This is a genomic window from Streptomyces sp. TAA486 (assembly GCF_000426165.1).
The window spans coordinates 658978-676226 of sequence record NZ_AUEV01000001.1 but is presented as its reverse complement, the minus strand read 5'-3'; the positions used below and the strand labels follow the sequence as shown (position 1 = coordinate 676226).

The 17249-nt window shown below is 67.5% G+C and carries 19 protein-coding genes; 12 read left to right on the top strand and 7 right to left on the bottom strand.

All coding sequences use genetic code 11. The annotated features are described in order from the left end of the window. The first annotated feature begins 6 nt into the window (after positions 1-6). Complete coding sequence (locus I004_RS0103075) at positions 7-1194, top strand: CobW family GTP-binding protein (protein ID WP_028434287.1); 1188 nt, start codon at positions 7-9, stop codon at positions 1192-1194. A 119-nt stretch (positions 1195-1313) separates the two neighbouring features. Further along, positions 1314-2141, top strand: a complete 828-nt coding sequence (locus I004_RS0103070; protein ID WP_028434286.1) for a class I SAM-dependent methyltransferase — start codon at positions 1314-1316, stop codon at positions 2139-2141. Between the two features lie 19 nt (positions 2142-2160). Here I004_RS0103070 and I004_RS0103065 read toward each other — a convergent pair whose 3' ends face one another. Continuing rightward, complete coding sequence (locus I004_RS0103065; RefSeq protein WP_486579704.1) at positions 2161-3327, bottom strand: GTP-binding protein; 1167 nt, start codon at positions 3325-3327, stop codon at positions 2161-2163. Positions 3328-4190: 863 nt separating this feature from the next. Here I004_RS0103065 and I004_RS31825 point away from each other — a divergent pair. The 5 genes from I004_RS31825 (at position 4191) to I004_RS40075 (ending at position 8461) form a co-directional block, all read left to right on the top strand. Further along, positions 4191-4667 carry a Fur family transcriptional regulator gene (locus tag I004_RS31825; RefSeq protein ID WP_078510759.1) on the top strand — a complete coding sequence of 159 codons (477 nt, stop codon included), beginning with the start codon at positions 4191-4193 and terminating at the stop codon, positions 4665-4667. Between the two features lie 230 nt (positions 4668-4897). Next, positions 4898-5899 (top strand): ABC transporter substrate-binding protein, encoded by a 1002-nt coding sequence (locus I004_RS0103050; protein WP_037974606.1) that lies wholly within the window; start codon positions 4898-4900, stop codon positions 5897-5899. Continuing rightward, positions 5889-7061, top strand: coding sequence for an iron ABC transporter permease (locus I004_RS0103045; protein ID WP_078510758.1), 1173 nt, complete (start codon positions 5889-5891; stop codon positions 7059-7061). The genes I004_RS0103050 and I004_RS0103045 overlap by 11 nt, the downstream gene beginning before the upstream one ends. Next, positions 7058-7849 (top strand): ABC transporter ATP-binding protein, encoded by a 792-nt coding sequence (locus I004_RS0103040; protein WP_028434281.1) that lies wholly within the window; start codon positions 7058-7060, stop codon positions 7847-7849. Before I004_RS0103045 ends, I004_RS0103040 begins: the two co-directional genes overlap by 4 nt. A 312-nt stretch (positions 7850-8161) precedes the next feature. Further along, the gene (locus I004_RS40075) at positions 8162-8461 is read left to right on the top strand and encodes a hypothetical protein (protein WP_078510757.1); all 300 of its coding nucleotides are present in this window, start codon (positions 8162-8164) and stop codon (positions 8459-8461) included. 169 nt (positions 8462-8630) lie between these two features. On the opposite strand, the gene rpsN is transcribed toward I004_RS40075, so the two are convergent. Together rpsN and rpmB are read right to left on the bottom strand one after the other, a co-directional pair. Then, positions 8631-8936: a 30S ribosomal protein S14 gene (gene rpsN, locus I004_RS0103030; RefSeq protein ID WP_028434280.1), complete on the bottom strand. Its 306-nt coding sequence runs from the start codon at positions 8934-8936 to the stop codon at positions 8631-8633. After that, entirely contained in the window at positions 8936-9172 is a 237-nt protein-coding gene (gene rpmB / locus I004_RS0103025) for a 50S ribosomal protein L28 (protein ID WP_028434279.1), read from the bottom strand. Before rpmB ends, rpsN begins: the two co-directional genes overlap by 1 nt. A 64-nt stretch (positions 9173-9236) precedes the next feature. Between rpmB and rpmG the strand changes: the two genes are divergently transcribed. The 5 genes from rpmG (at position 9237) to I004_RS31815 (ending at position 12950) form a co-directional block, all read left to right on the top strand. Continuing rightward, complete coding sequence (gene rpmG, locus I004_RS0103020; RefSeq protein WP_028434278.1) at positions 9237-9401, top strand: 50S ribosomal protein L33; 165 nt, start codon at positions 9237-9239, stop codon at positions 9399-9401. A 25-nt stretch (positions 9402-9426) separates the two neighbouring features. Further along, positions 9427-9681 carry a type B 50S ribosomal protein L31 gene (locus I004_RS0103015; protein WP_028434277.1) on the top strand — a complete coding sequence of 85 codons (255 nt, stop codon included), beginning with the start codon at positions 9427-9429 and terminating at the stop codon, positions 9679-9681. After that, the gene (locus tag I004_RS0103010; RefSeq protein ID WP_028434276.1) at positions 9681-10832 is read left to right on the top strand and encodes a CobW family GTP-binding protein; all 1152 of its coding nucleotides are present in this window, start codon (positions 9681-9683) and stop codon (positions 10830-10832) included. The genes I004_RS0103015 and I004_RS0103010 overlap by 1 nt, the downstream gene beginning before the upstream one ends. A gap of 46 nt (positions 10833-10878) precedes the next feature. Next, positions 10879-11115, top strand: a complete 237-nt coding sequence (rpsR, locus tag I004_RS0103005; protein WP_028434275.1) for a 30S ribosomal protein S18 — start codon at positions 10879-10881, stop codon at positions 11113-11115. A 368-nt stretch (positions 11116-11483) separates the two neighbouring features. Beyond that, positions 11484-12950 carry a YibE/F family protein gene (locus I004_RS31815; RefSeq protein WP_078510756.1) on the top strand — a complete coding sequence of 489 codons (1467 nt, stop codon included), beginning with the start codon at positions 11484-11486 and terminating at the stop codon, positions 12948-12950. 44 nt (positions 12951-12994) lie between these two features. Here the strand turns inward: I004_RS31815 and I004_RS0102995 are convergent, their stop codons facing one another. From I004_RS0102995 to I004_RS31810, 4 genes are all read right to left on the bottom strand, one after another. Then, the gene (locus tag I004_RS0102995; RefSeq protein WP_028434274.1) at positions 12995-13876 is read right to left on the bottom strand and encodes a metal ABC transporter permease; all 882 of its coding nucleotides are present in this window, start codon (positions 13874-13876) and stop codon (positions 12995-12997) included. Then, a complete protein-coding gene (locus I004_RS0102990) occupies positions 13873-14739 on the bottom strand; it encodes a metal ABC transporter ATP-binding protein (RefSeq protein WP_051344676.1) in 867 nt (288 codons plus the stop codon). Before I004_RS0102990 ends, I004_RS0102995 begins: the two co-directional genes overlap by 4 nt. A gap of 21 nt (positions 14740-14760) precedes the next feature. Then, a complete protein-coding gene (locus tag I004_RS0102985; protein ID WP_028434272.1) occupies positions 14761-15699 on the bottom strand; it encodes a metal ABC transporter solute-binding protein, Zn/Mn family in 939 nt (312 codons plus the stop codon). 205 nt (positions 15700-15904) lie between these two features. Beyond that, on the bottom strand, positions 15905-17203 hold the full coding sequence (locus I004_RS31810) for a YibE/F family protein (RefSeq protein WP_106965233.1): 1299 nt from the start codon (positions 17201-17203) through the stop codon (positions 15905-15907). Between the last annotated feature and the right edge of the window lie 46 nt (positions 17204-17249).

The window sequence follows — 17249 nt, the reverse complement described above, 5'->3', positions numbered from 1 at the left end:
ACCGGCATGGCAGGCACGGCACATGACCGTCTGCCGGTCACCGTGCTCTCCGGGTTCCTCGGCGCCGGCAAGACCACGCTGCTCAACCATGTCCTGGGCAACCGAGAAGGGCTGCGCGTCGCGGTCATCGTCAACGACATGAGCGAGGTCAACATCGACGCCGCGCTCGTGCGCGGCGGTGAGGCGGCCCTGTCGCGCACCGAGGAGCGTCTGGTCGAGATGACCAACGGCTGCATCTGCTGCACGCTGCGCGACGATCTCCTCGAAGAGGTCGACCGGCTGGCTCGTGAGGGACGCTTCGACCATCTCCTCATCGAGTCCAGCGGAATCTCCGAACCGATGCCGGTGGCAGCCACGTTCGCCTTCCCCCGCGACGACGGGGCCGTGCTCGGGGATCTCGCACGCCTCGACACCATGGTCACGGTCGTCGACGCCGCGAACTTCCTGCCGGAGCTGACGGGCGGGGACGGACTGGCCGAGCGCGGGCTCGATCAGTACGAGAATGACGAGCGCACCGTAAGCGACCTGTTGATGGACCAGATCGAGTTCGCCGACGTCATCGTGCTCAACAAGCTCGACCTGGTGGACGACGGCGCTGCCGCCCGCCTCCGGGCGGCCCTCACGCGGCTCAACCCCGCAGCCCGGATCCTGCCCGTCTCTCATGGCCGCGTGAACCTCGAGGACGTGCTGGGCACCGGCCTGTTCGACCTGGAACGTGCCCAGCAGGCTCCGGGCTGGGTCATGGAGCTCAACGGCGACCATGCCCCGGAGACCGAGGAGTACGGAATCTCCTCGACCGTCTTCCGCTCCGAAGTGCCGTTCCACCCATACCGGTTGTGGCAGTTCGTGACGGAACAGCTCGACGACGGCTCCTTCGGACAGGTCCTTCGGTCAAAGGGGTTCTTCCGGCTGGCAAGCCGCCCCCAGGTGACCGGTCTTTGGTCGCAGGCCGGCGCCGTGGCCCGGTTCGAACCCTCCGGCGCCCACGACCCCGTCGCCCCTCAAGGGCAGGAACTGGTCTTCATCGGCTGCGACTTGCGGCCCGTGGCACTGCACGAAGCCTTGTCCGGCTGCCTCATGACCAGCCACGAGCGCGCCCCGTCCGTCGACCCCTTCCCGGAGTGGGACACCTTCGGCATCGACGACGACTGCGAACACGACCACCCGGAGCAGGTACCTGCCGTGCACAGGTGAAGTCGCCGGGCTGGACAGTGGCCGTGGGGGCCCTCCTGTCCAGCCCGGTCTCCACCGGACCGGAAGCTCCGGCTGAGTTCCCGTCACCCGGTATGCCAGGCGCGAGAGAGGGAGAACCAGTGACGAAGCACAGTGTGCGGTTGGGGACGGTTCAAGAGACGCTGCTGATCCCTCTGTACGGCCGGGCGGTGGAGAATCGCAAGGCGGAGGCCATCCTGCGGGACCCGCGAGCGGAGGAGATCGTCGCCGCGATCGACTACGACTTCTCACGCTTCGATGACCTGCCGAGCCTGACCGGCGCGGTACTGCGCACCGCCTTGTTCGACCGGTGGGTGACGGACTTCCTCACCGCAAACCCCTCGGGCACGGTGGTGGAACTCGGCTCCGGCCTCAACACGCGTCACGAACGCGTCGACGACACACAGGCACGCTGGTTCGACCTCGACCTTCCCGATGTGGTCGGCCTGCGACGCAACTTCTTCACCGACACCGCGCGGCGAACGACGATCGCGACGTCCGTGACGGACGATTCCTGGCCCGCGATGGTCGAAGCGGATGCGGTGGGCCCGTACCTCTTCTGCGCCGAGGCCGTACTCCCCTTCCTGAACGAGACAGACGTCCGCCACGTCCTCGGCATGATCGCCGAGCGCTTCCCGGGCTCCCTGCTGGCCCTGGACACCGCCGGCCCAGGGATCGTCGGCACGCAGGACACCCACGACGCGCTGAGCAAGGTCGAGGCCCGCATGCAGTGGTCCTGCACAGGGCCGGCCGAGCTCGCGGCGTGGCAGCCGGGCACGGACGTGCTCGCCTCGCACACGCTCAGCAGCCTGCCGCCCCGCATGTACGAGCAACTGCCGGTCACCTACCAGGACATGCTCAGCCGCCTCGCTGAACAGGGCCTCCCCCAGGTCGAGGAATACCGGCTCAACCTCGTCCGGCTGCCGTAGTCGCGCGTGTGGGTGCGGGTCATGTGGGATCAGTGCCCCCGAGGAGCGAGTCCGGGACAGACGCCCAGAACTCCCTTCCCTGGGCCAGTTCTTCGTCGGTGAGCAGGACGGCGTCCAGCACCGCGTGGATCCGTCGCTGATCGAGATCGACGCCCGTGAAGGCGATCTCGTTGCGTCGCTCACCGTAGTAGTCGTGCCAGAACCATGAGGCGAGCGCACGCCGTTGCGGCGGGGCAGCCTCCCATGCACGGTCATCCTCCGCCTCCAGCCAGCCTCCCGCCTCTCTCAACTCCAAGTGGGCGCCTGCCGAGTGCCAGGTCACCACGGCGTCGGGGCGGCTGGAGAGCCACAGATGGCCGCGGCTTCGTACGACGCCGGACATGACGTCGGCCAGCGCGTCGGCCAGCCTTCCGGCATGTACGGGGCGGCGGGTTCGCCACAGTACGGTCCGCACCCCGTTCTCGACGCCACGGTGCGCACTCGGCACGGTCACGGGCTCCAGGCGGGCGCGCCGCTCATCGACGGCTCCAGGGGGCAAGCGGCATACGAGCGACGGGCGGGACTCTGTCCCTGGTGTGCCTGCCCGGGTGAACGGCATCTGATGGGCTCGCGTGTTGAGATGCCGGATCAGCGATGCGACGCCCGCGGTCCTGGGGCCGTCACTCTCGTCCGATGTGGAGGACACGACCAGGATGTCGGCTGCCTCGACCTGACGGGCCGCGGCTTCGGCGACCGTCAGAGGGTCGGCGTGCTCCGTCCCGTTCCGCAGACGTACGGCGCGGTGAATACAGCTCATCTCCGCCAGGAACGAGGCGGGGTCGATCCCCACCACGACAGGCCCCGGATCGAAGTGGTCCGCCAGCGAGCTGCCGCCGACCGGAACCTCCCACAGCTCCACCACGAAGGGCAGAACATCGAGGTCCTCCGGAAGAGCAAGGACGATGTGGGGGCATCGGGCGGCGTGACGGATGGAGAGAAGAGCCTGGCGGAGGATCACCACCGGGTCGCCGGTGGCTGCAAGGGAAGCCGACTCCCGCAGGGTCGGGTCCACGCCGGAGAGAAGACGCTGCACCACCGGATACTTCGCGTCCCGAACCTGGATGGAGACCGCCAGAACGGCGGCGTCCGGGGACGCGCTCAGCAACTCGTCGACGACGGCACCCCGCACGGCAGGGCTGTTCCCCACCACCACAGTCAGCAGACACTTGGACACGGTGCAGGCGCCCGTCAGTTGAGGTGGGCGCTGTGATGCGGCGACGGGCCCGCCCGGAGGAGCCCTGGCAAGGTGTCATCGTCCGGCATCCCGGCCAGCAACCACGCGACTACCGCCTCCGCATCCGCCTCGGTCCGAATCGGCCCAAGCCGCGTCACGACACCTCTCGGCTCGCGGTCCTCCGAGCACGGCTGGACAGCGGCGTGCAGCCCGTGTGAACTGCGGCAGCGCAGCAGACCGCGCAGGCAGCGAGTGGCAACCATCACCCCATGAGGACAGCGGCTGACTCCCTGACGCAGCCGGTGCACCACTTGCTCATCAGCGCAATCTCGGCAGTCGGTACAAGCGACGAGTGTGAAAGGACGGTTCCTGGGGGCGGGCGCCGGGCCGTTCATGGATCAGCCTCGCGATCTTGACGGAAGTGTTCCCCGTTCGGACGGCATGCCGCACCGGACCGCATGACCCAAGACTGGGCATGTGTGGTGCCGGTGCATCCGTTCTGCGACCGAGCGGAGTTCGTCCGACGGACGTTGTCCGTCGGGTCCACGGGCGTTATTCTACAGAAACGACATCCATTTTCATTAGGGGGTCCGCGCTATTGCAGTCACCTGCACCTGTCAGGCGTGCGCAGGCCCAGTTAGAGACGCCCGCCCCGCAGGGAGGCTGGGCCTCGGCCGGGCACGTTTTGACGGTGAGAGGCGACTGCATCGCTGACAGCGCCACCCGGGACCACTGCACGCAGGACTCGACATCCCCTGGCCCCGCAGTGATTACCCACCGGCTTCCTCGCTGGCGTCCGCCCCCATCACCTCGACACGAGGAGGGCTGCGTCCACCGTGAGTGAGACCCGCGACAAGACTCCGCTCGGTGCCCGGCGCACCCGGCAACGCCTCGACATCCTTCAACACCTCTCGTCCTCCCCCGACTTCATCTCCGCCCAGGGACTGCATGCGCGCCTCGCGCAGGCCGGGACGCTTGTGGGACTGAGCACCGTGTACCGCGCACTGAGAGACCTGGAGAGAACAGAGCAGGTCGACGTCGTACGGAACGAAGCCTCCGGTGAGCGCCTCTACAGGAAGCGCTCCACGGAAGAGCATCAGCACTATGTGATCTGCCGCCTATGCGGACGAAGCGAAGCCGTCGACGCGCACACCGTCGAACAATGGGCCGCTCACCTCGACCAGCTCACCGGCTTCTCCAACGTGACGCACACGCTGGAGCTCAGCGGTGAATGCAGGGACTGTCACCTCGGAGGCGCGGCCCACCAGCGCCCGGTTGGCGCCTCCGCAGGGCAGCCTGCCGACGGCCGATGAACGGGTGGAGCCAGAAGTGCACACAGGCGCAAGCCTTCGAGCGGCTGCACCGCCGGACCACAGAGCGGGCACGAGTTCCCCTTCCCACTCCTTGCGGAGCCCTGCCCGACGACAGCGGTGAGCAAGGGCCCGTGTCCGCAAGGGGCTTGGCAAGGGTGTAACGACAATCGTTGTCGGATACAGTTGCGTTCATTATCCAGTTGCACTTGATATGCAATAGACGGAGGACCATGTCCAAGGGCATAGGCATCACGATCGTGCTGGCACTTGCCCTGGGGGCGACGGCGTGTTCGGACGCGTCTCACCCCTCGGCCGGCAAGAAGAAGGCGGGCACGGTCGTACGTAGCTGCGGGCAGTCACTTGCGGTGCCCGAAGCGCCCCGCCGGGCCGTCACCCTCGACCAGTCCTCGACCGAGACCTTGCTCGCGCTCGGCATGGCAGAACGTATGGCAGGGACCTCGTATCTGAAGACGAGCATCGCGCCCCGGTACCGGGCCGACTACAAGAAGGTGCCGGTGCTCAGTCCCAAGGCCCTCACCAGCGAGCAGCTCCGAGCAGCCAATCCCGATCTGGCGGTTGCTTCCTTCGCCGAGCTCTACAGCAAGGACCGGGTCGGCACGCGCGAGGAGTTGAAGGAATCGGGCCTGCCCACGTACGTGAGTGCCGTGGACTGTCCCCGGCACAACAGGCCGGGCATGACTCCCTTCGATCTTCTCTTCAAGGACTACGAGAACCTCGGTCGCATGTTCCGGACGGAGAATCGCGCTCAAGAGCTGATCGACAGGCAGAAGAAGGAGGTTCAACAGGCAGCGTCCGTCCGGAAGAACGTGAAGGACAAGCCATCCGTCGTATGGATCTACTCGGTGTTCGAGGGGGCTCCGTATGTCGCGGGCAAGGGAGGTCTGCCGAGTGAGATGAGCAGGCTCGTGGGCGCCGAGAACGCGTTCGACGACGTCAACGAGCAGTGGCCCGAGGTGTCGTGGGAAGCGGTGGCCGACCGTGACCCGGATCTGATCGTGCTCGGCGACCTCTCCGAACTGGGACAAGCGGGCGACAGCGCCGGTGACAAGCTGCGCATGCTGCGCGAGGACCCTGTGACGTCGAAGCTCTCAGCGGTACGGAACAAGCGGGTCCTTACCGTGCCGGGCATCGAAATGGATCCGTCGGTACGCAGCACCCATACCCTCGGCCTGCTCGCGGACGAAATGAAGGACCGTGGGTATGCCCGCTGACCGTGTCGATCAGGGGGAAGCCGCACCGGATTCCACAGCCGCGTCGAAGACCGCCCACATCACCGCGTCACTGCTCCACCCGTCCCACCGCGATGCCCCGGTCCGAGGCGGGACCTACCACGGCCATCGACCCCGACGGGCGGAGGTCGGCCTCGGGGTGCTCCGGCCTGCGCTCTTCCTCAGCGGCATCGCTCTCCTCGTGATTTCGATGGCGGTCTCCGTACGCATTGGCATCAGCGACATCGGATACGCCGACCTCGGCAGGGTGCTGGGCAGCCGGCTCGGTCTGGCTGTCGAACCGCTGCCCCCGCTCGTCGACTCCCTCATCTGGGATCTGCGCATACCCCGCGTCCTTCTGGCGGCTTTCGTGGGCGCGACTCTGGCGTCCTGCGGAGCGGTCCTCCAAGCCGTGACCGGCAACGCCCTGGCCGATCCCTATCTGCTGGGGGTCTCCTCGGGCGCCTCCAGCGGCGCGGTATCAGTAGTCGTTCTGGGCATCGGCGCCGGTTCGCTCGGGGTGACGGGCGGGGCCTTCGCGGGCGCACTCGTATCGTTCGGCCTGCTGATGCTTCTGCTGCGCCGCAGCGGTCTGGACTCCGTGCGGATTCTGCTCACGGGCGTCGCCGTGGGGCAGTTGTTCATGGCGCTCACCTCGCTGATCGTCATGGCGTCCGGTGATGCGGAGACGACGCGGGCGGTGGCCCACTGGCTCCTCGGCTCTATGGCGTCCGCACGGTGGGACGGCGTGGCGATCAGCGCAACCGTCACAACGGCCGGACTGTTCGTCCTGTGGTCATGCTCCACCGCACTGGACGGCTTCGCCTTCGGTCAGGACACCGCCTCGTCGCTCGGCATCAACGTACGGGCGATGCAGAACGTGCTGCTCGTGGCGACCGCGCTGCTCACGGCGGTGGCCGTCGCGTTCGTCGGTGCGATCGGGTTCGTGGGGCTCATCGTCCCGCACTGCGTACGGTTCCTGGTCGGGCCTCTGCACCGGTCCCTGCTGCCGTTCTCGGCCCTCGGGGGTGCGGTATTCCTGGTGGCCACGGACGCGGTGGCAAGAGTCGCGTTCGCCCCCCAGGAAGTACCGGTCGGCGTCTTTACGGCTCTCATCGGTGCCCCGGTCTTCGCCGTCATCCTCCGTAAGCGGGGAGGACTATGAGAATCGACGTTGCACAAGTCGGCTGGACCGTCCGGAACAAGACCATCATCGAGGGGGTCGACGTCACGGTCACGTCCGGGGAGACAGTCGGGCTCATCGGCCCCAACGGCTCCGGAAAGTCGTCGCTGCTGCGATGCGCCGCGGGGCTGCTCAAGCCGACGCATGGTGCAGTCCGCTACGACGGGCACGACATCCGGACATACGGCCCTCGCAGGATCGCCCAGCACATCGCCTTCGTCGGGCAGACCTCCCACACCGCGGGCGAACTGCGGGTCGCGGACGTGGTCGCTCTGGGACGCACACCCTTCCGCGACCGGTGGCGTGGCCTCAACTCCAAGGACCACCTCATCATCGACGCCGCCCTCGCACGTATGGGCCTGACCGGTCTCGCAGCCCGTACATGGCGGACCCTCTCCGGCGGAGAACAACAACGAACCCACGTCGCGCGTGCGCTGGCTCAACAGCCCTGGGGAATTCTGCTGGACGAACCTCTCAACCACCTGGACATCCGGTACCAGTTGGAACTCATGGAGATGCTGGCCGCCACCGACCAGACCGTTATGGTCGCCGTCCACGACCTGGCTCTCGCTGCCCGATTCTGCGACAGGCTTATCCTGCTGGACGAAGGCGGGGTCACCGCGGCAGGAATACCGCACGACGTACTCACGGCCGAGAACCTGAGGAACGTCTTCGGAACCGACACAGAAGTCACCCGCGACAGCCGGGGACGACTCACCATCAGCCACCGAGGTGTCGCACCCGGGCCCGAATCTCCCTCCCACTGCTGACCTGTGCAAAGCGCAGGCCTCCGTGCGTACTCGTCGGCGCAACTGTGCCCCTCGCGAAGTGGGTGAACGGCGCACCCGGTCGACGATGAATGGGCGGGAGAATTCCACATCCTTTCCGGTTGGGCGCCGGGAAGCAGAAGGTGATTCCGATACTCACTGTCGAGTTTTCGACACGTTTGCAAATTGTTGTTTCCGGAGCAGCTGCGTGGCACGCTTCCGTGAAATCCCCTCGCGGGATTCACCCTCTGCCCGCCAGCCCATTCAAGCTGGCTCCAACCTCAACGTCGGGAAAACCGACGGGAGTTGAGAAAAATGACAACAACCCAGCATCGAATCCACGACAGTCACAGCCACATGCACGGCGAAGGATGCGGACACGTCGCCGTGCCACACGGCGACCACGTGGACTACGCACACGACGGCCACCTGCACCGCCCCCACGAAGATCACACCGACGAATGCGAAACGCAGGAGCACCGGGAACACCCCGGCCATGACCACATGCACGGCGAAGGATGCGGACACGTCGCCGTGCCACACGGCGACCACGTGGACTACGCGCACGACGGTCACCGGCACGCCGAACACCAGGGCCACTGGGACGACCACTGACATCGGGACCCACACATCCGAAGAGTCGGCGATTCACGCTTCGACTGGACGCAACCCGGGGGCGGGGCTCACCAAAGCCGTAGTACTGGTCCGGTGAGCCCCGCTTCCGGTCTGGATCAGGTGCACGAAATGGATATCGCCAGCGGAACATACTGACGCCGGCCCAGGGTCACCAGGAGGACTTGGTCACTCCTGGCAGGTACCCCTGGTGGGCGAGCTGACGCACGCGTACGCGTGAGAGCCCGAAGGTCCGCAGATGACCGCGTGGCCGTCCGTCCACCGCGTCACGGTTACGGACCCTGGTGGCGCTGGCGTCGCGGGGCTGACGACGCAACTCACGCAGCGCGGCTTCCTTCTCCGTCTCCGTCGAGGAGGGACGGCGAAGGATCTCCTTCAACTCGGCCCGTCGGGCCGCGTACCGCTCCACAACGGACTTTCGCTTCTCGTTCTTGGCGATCTTGCTCTTCTTCGCCATCAGACCTTCCCTCCCCGGGCTCGGATCCTCGCGACGGCCTTTTCGATGCCGATCGCGTCGAGCGTCTTGATCCCCTTCGTGCTGAGGGTGAGCCGCACATGGCGGACCTCGCTCGGCAGCCAGTAGCGCCTGCGCTGGATGTTGGGGTCGAAGCGCCGGCGGGAGCGTCGGTGCGAGTGGGAGACGGTGTTGCCGAACCGGGGCTCGGCGCCGGTCAGTTGGCAGCGGGCGGACAAACGGTGACCTGCCTCTCGGAGTCAGCGGTTTTGTTAATGGAAATCATTTCCATATACTACACGCATGCCAAGGAACGACCTACGCCCGATCGTCAAGCTCCGCTCCACGGCCGGCACCGGCTACACCTACGTGACCCGCAAGAACCGTCGGAACGACCCCGACCGCCTGACCCTGCGCAAGTACGACCCCGTGGCCCGCCGCCACGTCGACTTCCGCGAAACCCGCTGACCCCGCCAACGCAAAGGACACCGCCATGCAGCCGGGCATACACCCCGCCTACGGTCCCGTCGTCTTCCGGGACAAGGCCGCGGGATTCGCCTTCCTCACCCGCTCGACCGCCACCAGTGACACGACGATCGACTGGGAGGACGGCAACAGCTACCCCGTCATCGATGTCGAGATCTCCTCCAAGAGCCACCCCTTCTACACCGGCACGGCCCGCGTCCTGGACACAGCAGGCCGGGTCGAGCGCTTCGAGCGCCGCTACGGCCGTCGTGAGGCCGGCTGATGGAGGGCCTGCCGAAGCTTCCCGTCGTCATCGTCTGCGGGCTGCACGCCGAGGCCCGGACCGAGGTCGTCCAGCGGCTGCTGCGGTCCGTACCCGGCAGCGTCGCACTCCACCACGACCACTCGACCGCCGCCCGGGGAACGGTACGCCGGACCATACGCAGCGACTCCGGCGAACTGAGCGCCGCGGAAGCCCCGTTGGTGAACGACTGCGCCTGCTGTGCCCTGCGTGAGGACCTGGTCCCCGAGCTGGAGAGGCTGGCCGCGGACGGCCTGACACGGCTCGCCGTCGTGGAGCTGTGGGACTCGGTCGAGCCCCAGGCCATGGCCGAAGTCGTGGCCGTGCACGGCGAAGACGTGGTCCTCGCCAATGTCGTCACGGCCGTCGATCCCGCGCTGGTTCTGCCCTGCCTCGGCAACGGCGACGACCTGGCCGACGCGGGACTCGCCGCCGCCCCCACCGACCAGCGGACCGTCGCCGACACCTTCGCCCGGCAGCTGGAGTACGCCCCCGTACTCGCCCTCGTCGACAGCGAGGACGCGGACGAGGAGGACGCCGCCCTGCTCAACCAACTCCACCCCACCGCCTGGCACATACACCCCGCTTCGCAGGAACTGGCAGCCGCCGCCTTCGCCGGATTCGACGTACGGGCTGCCGCCGCGGCCCAGGAACCCGCTTGCGCCCTGCTGCCGCAGGAGGCCGACGAAAGCGGAGTGACCACCTACGTCTGGCACCGCGACCGCCCGTTCCACCCCGAACGGCTCTACCAGGCGCTGGAAGACCTGACGTGCGCCGCTGCCCGCAGCCGGGGACGCTTCTGGCTCGCCGACCGCCCCGACACCCTGCTGGCCTGGGACGCCGCCGGCGGCGCACTCAGCGTCGAGAACGCGGGCCCCTGGCTGGCCGCACTCCCGGACGCCGCCTGGGAGATGGTGCCACCGGAGCGCAGAGCCGCCGCCGCACTCGACTGGCACCCCGGACACGGGGACCGCTGCCAGCACCTGGTCTTCACCTCACCGGCCCTCGACCGCGACGGACTCGAGGAAGTCCTGGAGTCCTGCCTGCTGACCGACGCCGAATACGCCGAAGGCCCCGAAGGATGGCGACGACTGCCGCGCGCCTTCGCTCCGCTCCTCGATCACGCGACCTGACCCCACCCGAACAACCCGGCGCCCGCACCCCACCCCTGGAGATCCCGTGCCCCGTCCCAACTCCCCCCGCAAGCCCGCCAAGCCCCGCCGCAACCCGCTGGACGCAGCCGGCATCACCTACATCGACTACAAGGACACCGACCTCCTGCGGAAGTTCATCTCCGACAGGGGAAAGATCCGAAGCCGCCGCGTGACCCGGATCAACGCACAACAGCAGCGGCAGATGGCACGGGCGATCAAGAACGCTCGCGAAATGGCACTGCTGCCTTACGGGAGCCGGTGAACGCGACTGCGCCGACGGCCGGAGGAGTAGTGCCCGCCGCAACAGCAAGCCTTCTGGCTTGTAACAACCGCCCCGCTTGTCGTGAGCATTGCCTGCGAGAAGCGGGGCGGTGGGCTGGATCGCCCGGTACGTGCGTGCCTCGGGCAGTCGGCTCACCAGTCCTCGGACGATGCTGCATTCTTCGGCATGCGGCATCACTCAGGACGCGCACTACAGTGAGACGGCGGCGGAACAGTCGTGGACGACGAGATCGGTCGTTCCAGGGCCGCGTCCGTTCCGGCGTGGCCAGGGCGATCCTGTGCGGGACGTGTACTCATGGCGGAGACAATCCGGCGCCGCACTCCTGAAAGCGTTGGGAGGATCAGGGGGTGACCAGAACTCCTCCGTTCCTCAACGGCAGGCAGGCTCCGGGCTCAGCGGGCTCCCAGCGGGTTCCGGGCTACGGCCATGCCCAGGAGCGTCGTGAGGAGCCCCCCGCACCGGGCCACGCACTGGAGCACGGACATGCGCACGGTCATGGGCCTCCGGCTCCGGTGTCGCGCCGGCTGCGCAAGGTCATCGCGGCGGTCCTGATCCCCTTCGCCGTGGCCGTCCTCGCCGGGCTCGTCGCGCTGTGGCCCGGCGGGGTGCCCGAGAAGGGCGGACCCAGCGGCGTCGGATTCGACCGGCCCACCCTCCCGGCACGTGTCACGGCGGTCCGGGTCGTCGACTGCAAGGACGTGAACGCGCAGCCGTCCCCGGAGCAGCCGGGCCAGACGCAAGGGCAGTCCGCGGGCGCCGGTGGCGGCGCGGGCAAGGCCGGCGGAAAGTGCCGCAAGGCGACCGTCGAGGTCACCGGCGGCAAGGACAAGGGCAGCACGTTCACCGAGGTCATCACCCCCGACGCCACCCGCACCTACTCCGCCGGACAGGACGTCGTCGTCGCGTACGCCGCGAAGGCGCCGCGCGAACTGCGCTACAGCGTCATCGACGTCGACCGGAAGCTGCCGATGGTCCTGCTCGCGGGCGTCTTCGCGCTGTTCGTCGTGCTGGTGGGGCGGCTGCGCGGCGTGCGGGCGCTGGTCGGTCTCGCCCTGAGCTTCGCGGTGCTGAGCCTGTTCATCCTGCCCGCGATACTTCAGGGTTCGAATCCCCTGGTGGTGGCGGTCATCGGGGGCAGCGCCATCATGCTGGCCACGCTGTATCTGTGCCACGGCCTCTCCGCCCGTACGTCCGTGGCCGTCCTAGGCACCCTGATCTCACTGCTGCTGATCGGCGTGCTCGGCTCCCTCTTCATCGGCTGGGCGCATCTGACGGGCAACACCGACGACCAGACGGGACTGGTGCACGGCCTCTTCCCGGGCATCGGCATCCAGGGTCTGCTGCTGGCGGGTGTGCTGATCGGCTCGCTCGGCGTGCTCGACGACGTGACGGTCACGCAGACCTCGGCGGTGTGGGAGCTGAAGGAGGCCGATCCGGGCGCCGGCTGGCGCAAGTTGTACGGAGCGGCGATGCGCATCGGACGGGACCACATCGCCTCGGTGGTCAACACCCTCGTGCTGGCCTACGCGGGCGCCGCACTGCCGCTGATGCTGCTGTTCTCCATCGCGCGCAGCGGCGTGACGACGGTGGCCACGAGCGAGGTCGTCGCGGAGGAGATCGTCCGCACCCTCGTCGGCTCGATCGGGCTGGTCGCCTCGGTGCCGGTGACGACACTGCTGGCCGCCCTCGTCGTCGCCTCCGACCGCCGCCGTGCGCCCGCAGAGGGCGCCCCCACGGGCACCCCCGCACCGAGGGAAGCGATGAAGCCGGCCGTTGTCAGCCACCGCGGCGGGAAGAGGAGAAGGCCCAGGTGAGCCACAGGGCGGCAACAGACGCTTGACGCCCGATGCGCGGCACGTCAGGCGAGTTCCAGGACCCTTCTTCTGCCTCCGGACTTCCTGGTCCGGAGGGTGCCCGCCAAGCGGCAGACGACGTAGATCACGAACGAGATCGTGGTGACGTACGGGCTGATCGGAATGCTGCCACCGAGGGCGAGCAGGATGCCGCCTTCGATCGAGGCCATCGCGAAGACCACGCTCAACACGGGCAGCAGCACAGGTGAGGCGGTGATTCGGGCCGCGGCAGCCGCGGGGGTGACGACGAGTGTGAGGACCAGCAGCGCTCCCACGATCTGCACCGACAGGGCGACTGCGAGCCCCAGCACGATCATGAAGGCGAATGCCAGCGCCCGTACCGGCACGCCCCGGGCCTCGGCCACCTCGGGGTCGGCGCTGGCGAACGTCAGCGGTCGCCACATGACCGCCAGGGCGATGAGTACCAGGGCGGAGGTGCCGAGCAGCCATGACATCTGCGGGGTGTCGACGGCGACGATCTGTCCGGTGAGGATGCCGAACTTGTTTGCCGCCCGGCCCTTGTAGAGGGCGAGGAAGAGGACACCCAGACCGAGGCCGAAGGGCATCAGAGTGCCGATCAGGGAGTTGCGGTCGCGGGCGCGCGAGCCGAGCAGGCCGATCGTTCCGGACGCGATCAGTGATCCGACGATCGAGCCCGCCACGATGTTCGCCCCCAGCAGCAGTGCCGCCGAGGCGCCGGCGAACGACAGCTCGCTGATGCCGTGCACCGCGAACGGCAGGTCCCGCCTGATCACGAAGACACCCACAAGGCCACCGACCAGCCCCAGGACGGCACCGGCGATGAGCGAATTGCGTACCAGGACGAGCAGTTCTCCATAATTGTCGAAGTTGAAGATCTGCTGCCAGACGCCGTCAGCAATGATCAAGACCGTGCTCCGTCCGGCAGTTCGGGGTGATGCGACGAATCCGCCATCTCGTCAGGGGCTCCGACGACCATGACCCGGTCCCGGACGCGGATCACGTCGACTTCGGTGCCGTACAGCTGCGAAAGTGCGGCCGAGGTCAGCACCTCCTCCGGTGTGCCGGCCCGGTAGCCACCGCGGGCGAAGTAGACCACCCGGTCCGCCAGTTCCAGCACGGGGTTGATCTCGTGGGTCACGAACACCACGGCTGTGCCGTGTGACCGGCGCCTGCCATCGACGAGCCCGGTAACGGCCCGCTGGTGATGCAGATCGAGGGAGAGCAGCGGCTCGTCGCACAGCAAGATCCGCGGATCGGTTGCCAGAGCCTGGCCGACGCGTACGCGTTGCCGCTCCCCACCGGACAGAAGACCGACGGGGACGTCCGCGTAGGCGGCGGCCCCGACCGACTCGAGGGCGTCGTCCACCCGGCGGCGGACGGTGCCGGAGCGCAGCCGCGGTCCGAAGAGATGTCCGTCGATGCCGAGCCGGACCAAGTCCCGTGCGCGGAGCGTCGTGTGGGCGGGCAGTGTGGCCTGCTGCGGGATGTAACCGATGTGCCGACTGCCCCTGTGAGGTCGGCGGCCGAGGACCGCCAACTTCCCGGCGGACAGCTGCTGCTGGCCCAGCACGGTGCGGATGAAGCTGGTCTTCCCCGAGCCGTTGGGTCCGAGCACGGCCAGGAACTCCCCCGGCCGTATGTCGAGGTCCAGGCCCTGCCACAAGACGCGCTCCCCGTAGGACAGAGCAGCGTCGCGGAGGCTGATCACGGGGTCGTCAGCGGCATCCGCGCCGCGTCCCTCCGTCCTGCCCTGCCGTCGGCCGGGTATTGGCACCAAGGTTCCGCTACCTCACTTGTTCAGCGCGCTTGAGAGCGCGTCGACGTTTGCGGTCATCCAGGCGATGTAGCCCTTGCCCTCCGGGAGGGTCTCGGTCACGGGGACGACGGGAATCCCGGCGGTCTTGGCCGCCTGCTCGGCCTTCTTGGTCTGCGGGCCGGAAGTCTGCTCGTTGTAGACCAGGGCCTTGACCTTCTTGCCGGTGAACAGTGCCAGCGTGGCCTGCAGGGTCTTCGGGGAGACGTCGTCTCCCTCCTCGATGGCCTCGCTGAAGGCGGGGGGCGTCGCGTTCTTGAGCCCGCTCGCCTCGATGAGGTACAGCGGCACGGGCTCGGTGATGGCCACGGCCTTGCCGCCGTGGTCGGTCTTGATCCGGGCTTCCTTCGCCTGCAGCGGCTTCAGCTTCGCCTTGAAGGCTTTCGCGTTCTTGGTGAACGTGGCGGCGTGATCCGGGTCGGCCTTGGCCAGGGCGGCGGCAATACGGTCGGCGACCTTGCCGACCGTGGGGACGTCGTACCAGACGTGCTCGTTGAGTTCCCCGCCTGCCGGAGCGGACTTCCCGGAGACCTTGACTGCGTTGATCACCTCGGGGGACGCGTTCTTACCGCCCTTCAGCATCCGGTCGAGGAAGTCGTCGTAGCCGCCGCCGTTTTCGATGACGACCTTCGCCTTGGACAGTGCCAGCTGATTCCGGGTGTTGGCCTCGAAGGAGTGCGGGTCCTGGCTGGGGTCACTGACGATCGAAGTGACCTTCGCCCTCCCCGCACCTACCTCCTTGGCAATGTCGCCGTAGACGTTCGTGGAGGCCACCACCGGGACGGCAGATGAGGAAGCAGCATCCTGCGAGGCGCCGGAGTCGTTTCCGGAATCGGACGAACTGCTGCAGCCGGTCAGAACGGCCAAGGACGCGACGGCTATCAGCGCTGGATGCCGGGACCAGGACGTACGCATGGTTTTCCTCCGCAACAAGATGGCAGGTACGCCGAGCTGGACCTAGCCTCGGCCTCAGCACCGAAGCTAGATGGAAACGGATGTCAACACCATCTCCATGCCATCAAATATGAAAATCGTTGCCAAGTATTGACTGACGGGCCCCGGAGGCAGCCAGGATCAGGCGGTCCACGGAAGGGCAACCCGCTGCGAACCATCAGTAGGTTTACGGCGTCGATGACGGAGAGTTGGGCACGGTTGACGGGCCCTTGCCACCCATGAGGGGCCGGTGCGCGGAAACGACCAGGGCTGCCAGCAGTGTGGTGATGGGCACTGATGCGACCAGACCGATGCTCCCCACAAGCGTCCGCAGGATCTCCTCCGCCACGATCTCGCTGTTGGCGACTCTTCCCAGGCTGCTGCGCGCGACGGAAAAGAGAAGGAGGAGGGGCAGCGCTGCTCCTGCGTAGGCGAGCACCAGCGTGTTGACCACCGAGACGATGTGGTCTCTGCCGATCCTCATGGCGGCCTTGTAGAGCTGCCTGGCCGACATCGTGGTGTTTGCCTTTCTCAGCTCCCACACGGCCGAGGTCTGCGTGACGGTCACGTCGTCCAGGACACCGATTGCGCCGATCACCACACCGGCCAGCAGCAGACCGCGCATGTCGATCCCCGGGTAGAGATCGTGGATGAGTCCGGTCTCCTCCGAGGTATTGCCGCTGAGCACGGCCCAGTCGATGAACTGCGAGCCCAGCACTCCGATGAGCAGCAGCGACACGAGCGTGCCGAGCACGGCCACTGATGTGCGCGCGGTGATGCCGTGGCACCCGTAGAGCGCGACCAGCATGATGGCGCTGCTGCCGACAACTGCGACTGCCAGCGGATTCGAACCGTGCAAGATGGCCGGGAGGATGAAGAAGGAGAGGACTGCGAAACTGACGGCGAGAGTGGCCAGGGCCAGCAGCCCGCGCAGTCGACCGACGGCCACGACGACCAGGGCGAAGATCCCTGCCAGCAGGGTCATCGGCAGGCTGCGGTCAATGTCGGCGACCCGGAACTGCGCCTCACGCGGAGCACTCGGCTCGTAGGCGACCACGACATCCTGGCCGCGCTGAAGTTGCCGAGGTCCATCGGCCTGCACGTCCTCGGTGAACCTCCGTCCCTTGTGAGGGCCGGACGTGACCTCGACGGTTGCCCTCCTGCAGGTATCGCGACGTCTGTCTGTCTCTCCTCGTCCCAGGCCACTCGAGCCGCTGGACTCCGAGAGCGATGAGCCGGAATCCGGCTGCGCGCAGTCCCGGGTGTCGACGTTTACAACGCTGCCGCTCTCGGTCTGCTGATCGAATCCGACTCCGCTGCGCTTGCGATCAGGCACCCCGTCAGGCCAGAGCACGAGAATCCCGACCGCGACCGCCACGATGAACGGGATCACGACCGCCGCGATGACCTTGCCCAGGTGCCTTGGACCGGTTTCGGTAGGTCCATCGCCCGGCGAGTGCCCATGCGAGTGCGGTGCGGCCATCATGGCCTCGTCATCACAAGCGACCTTGCCCGACGGGCGGGAGAAGCAA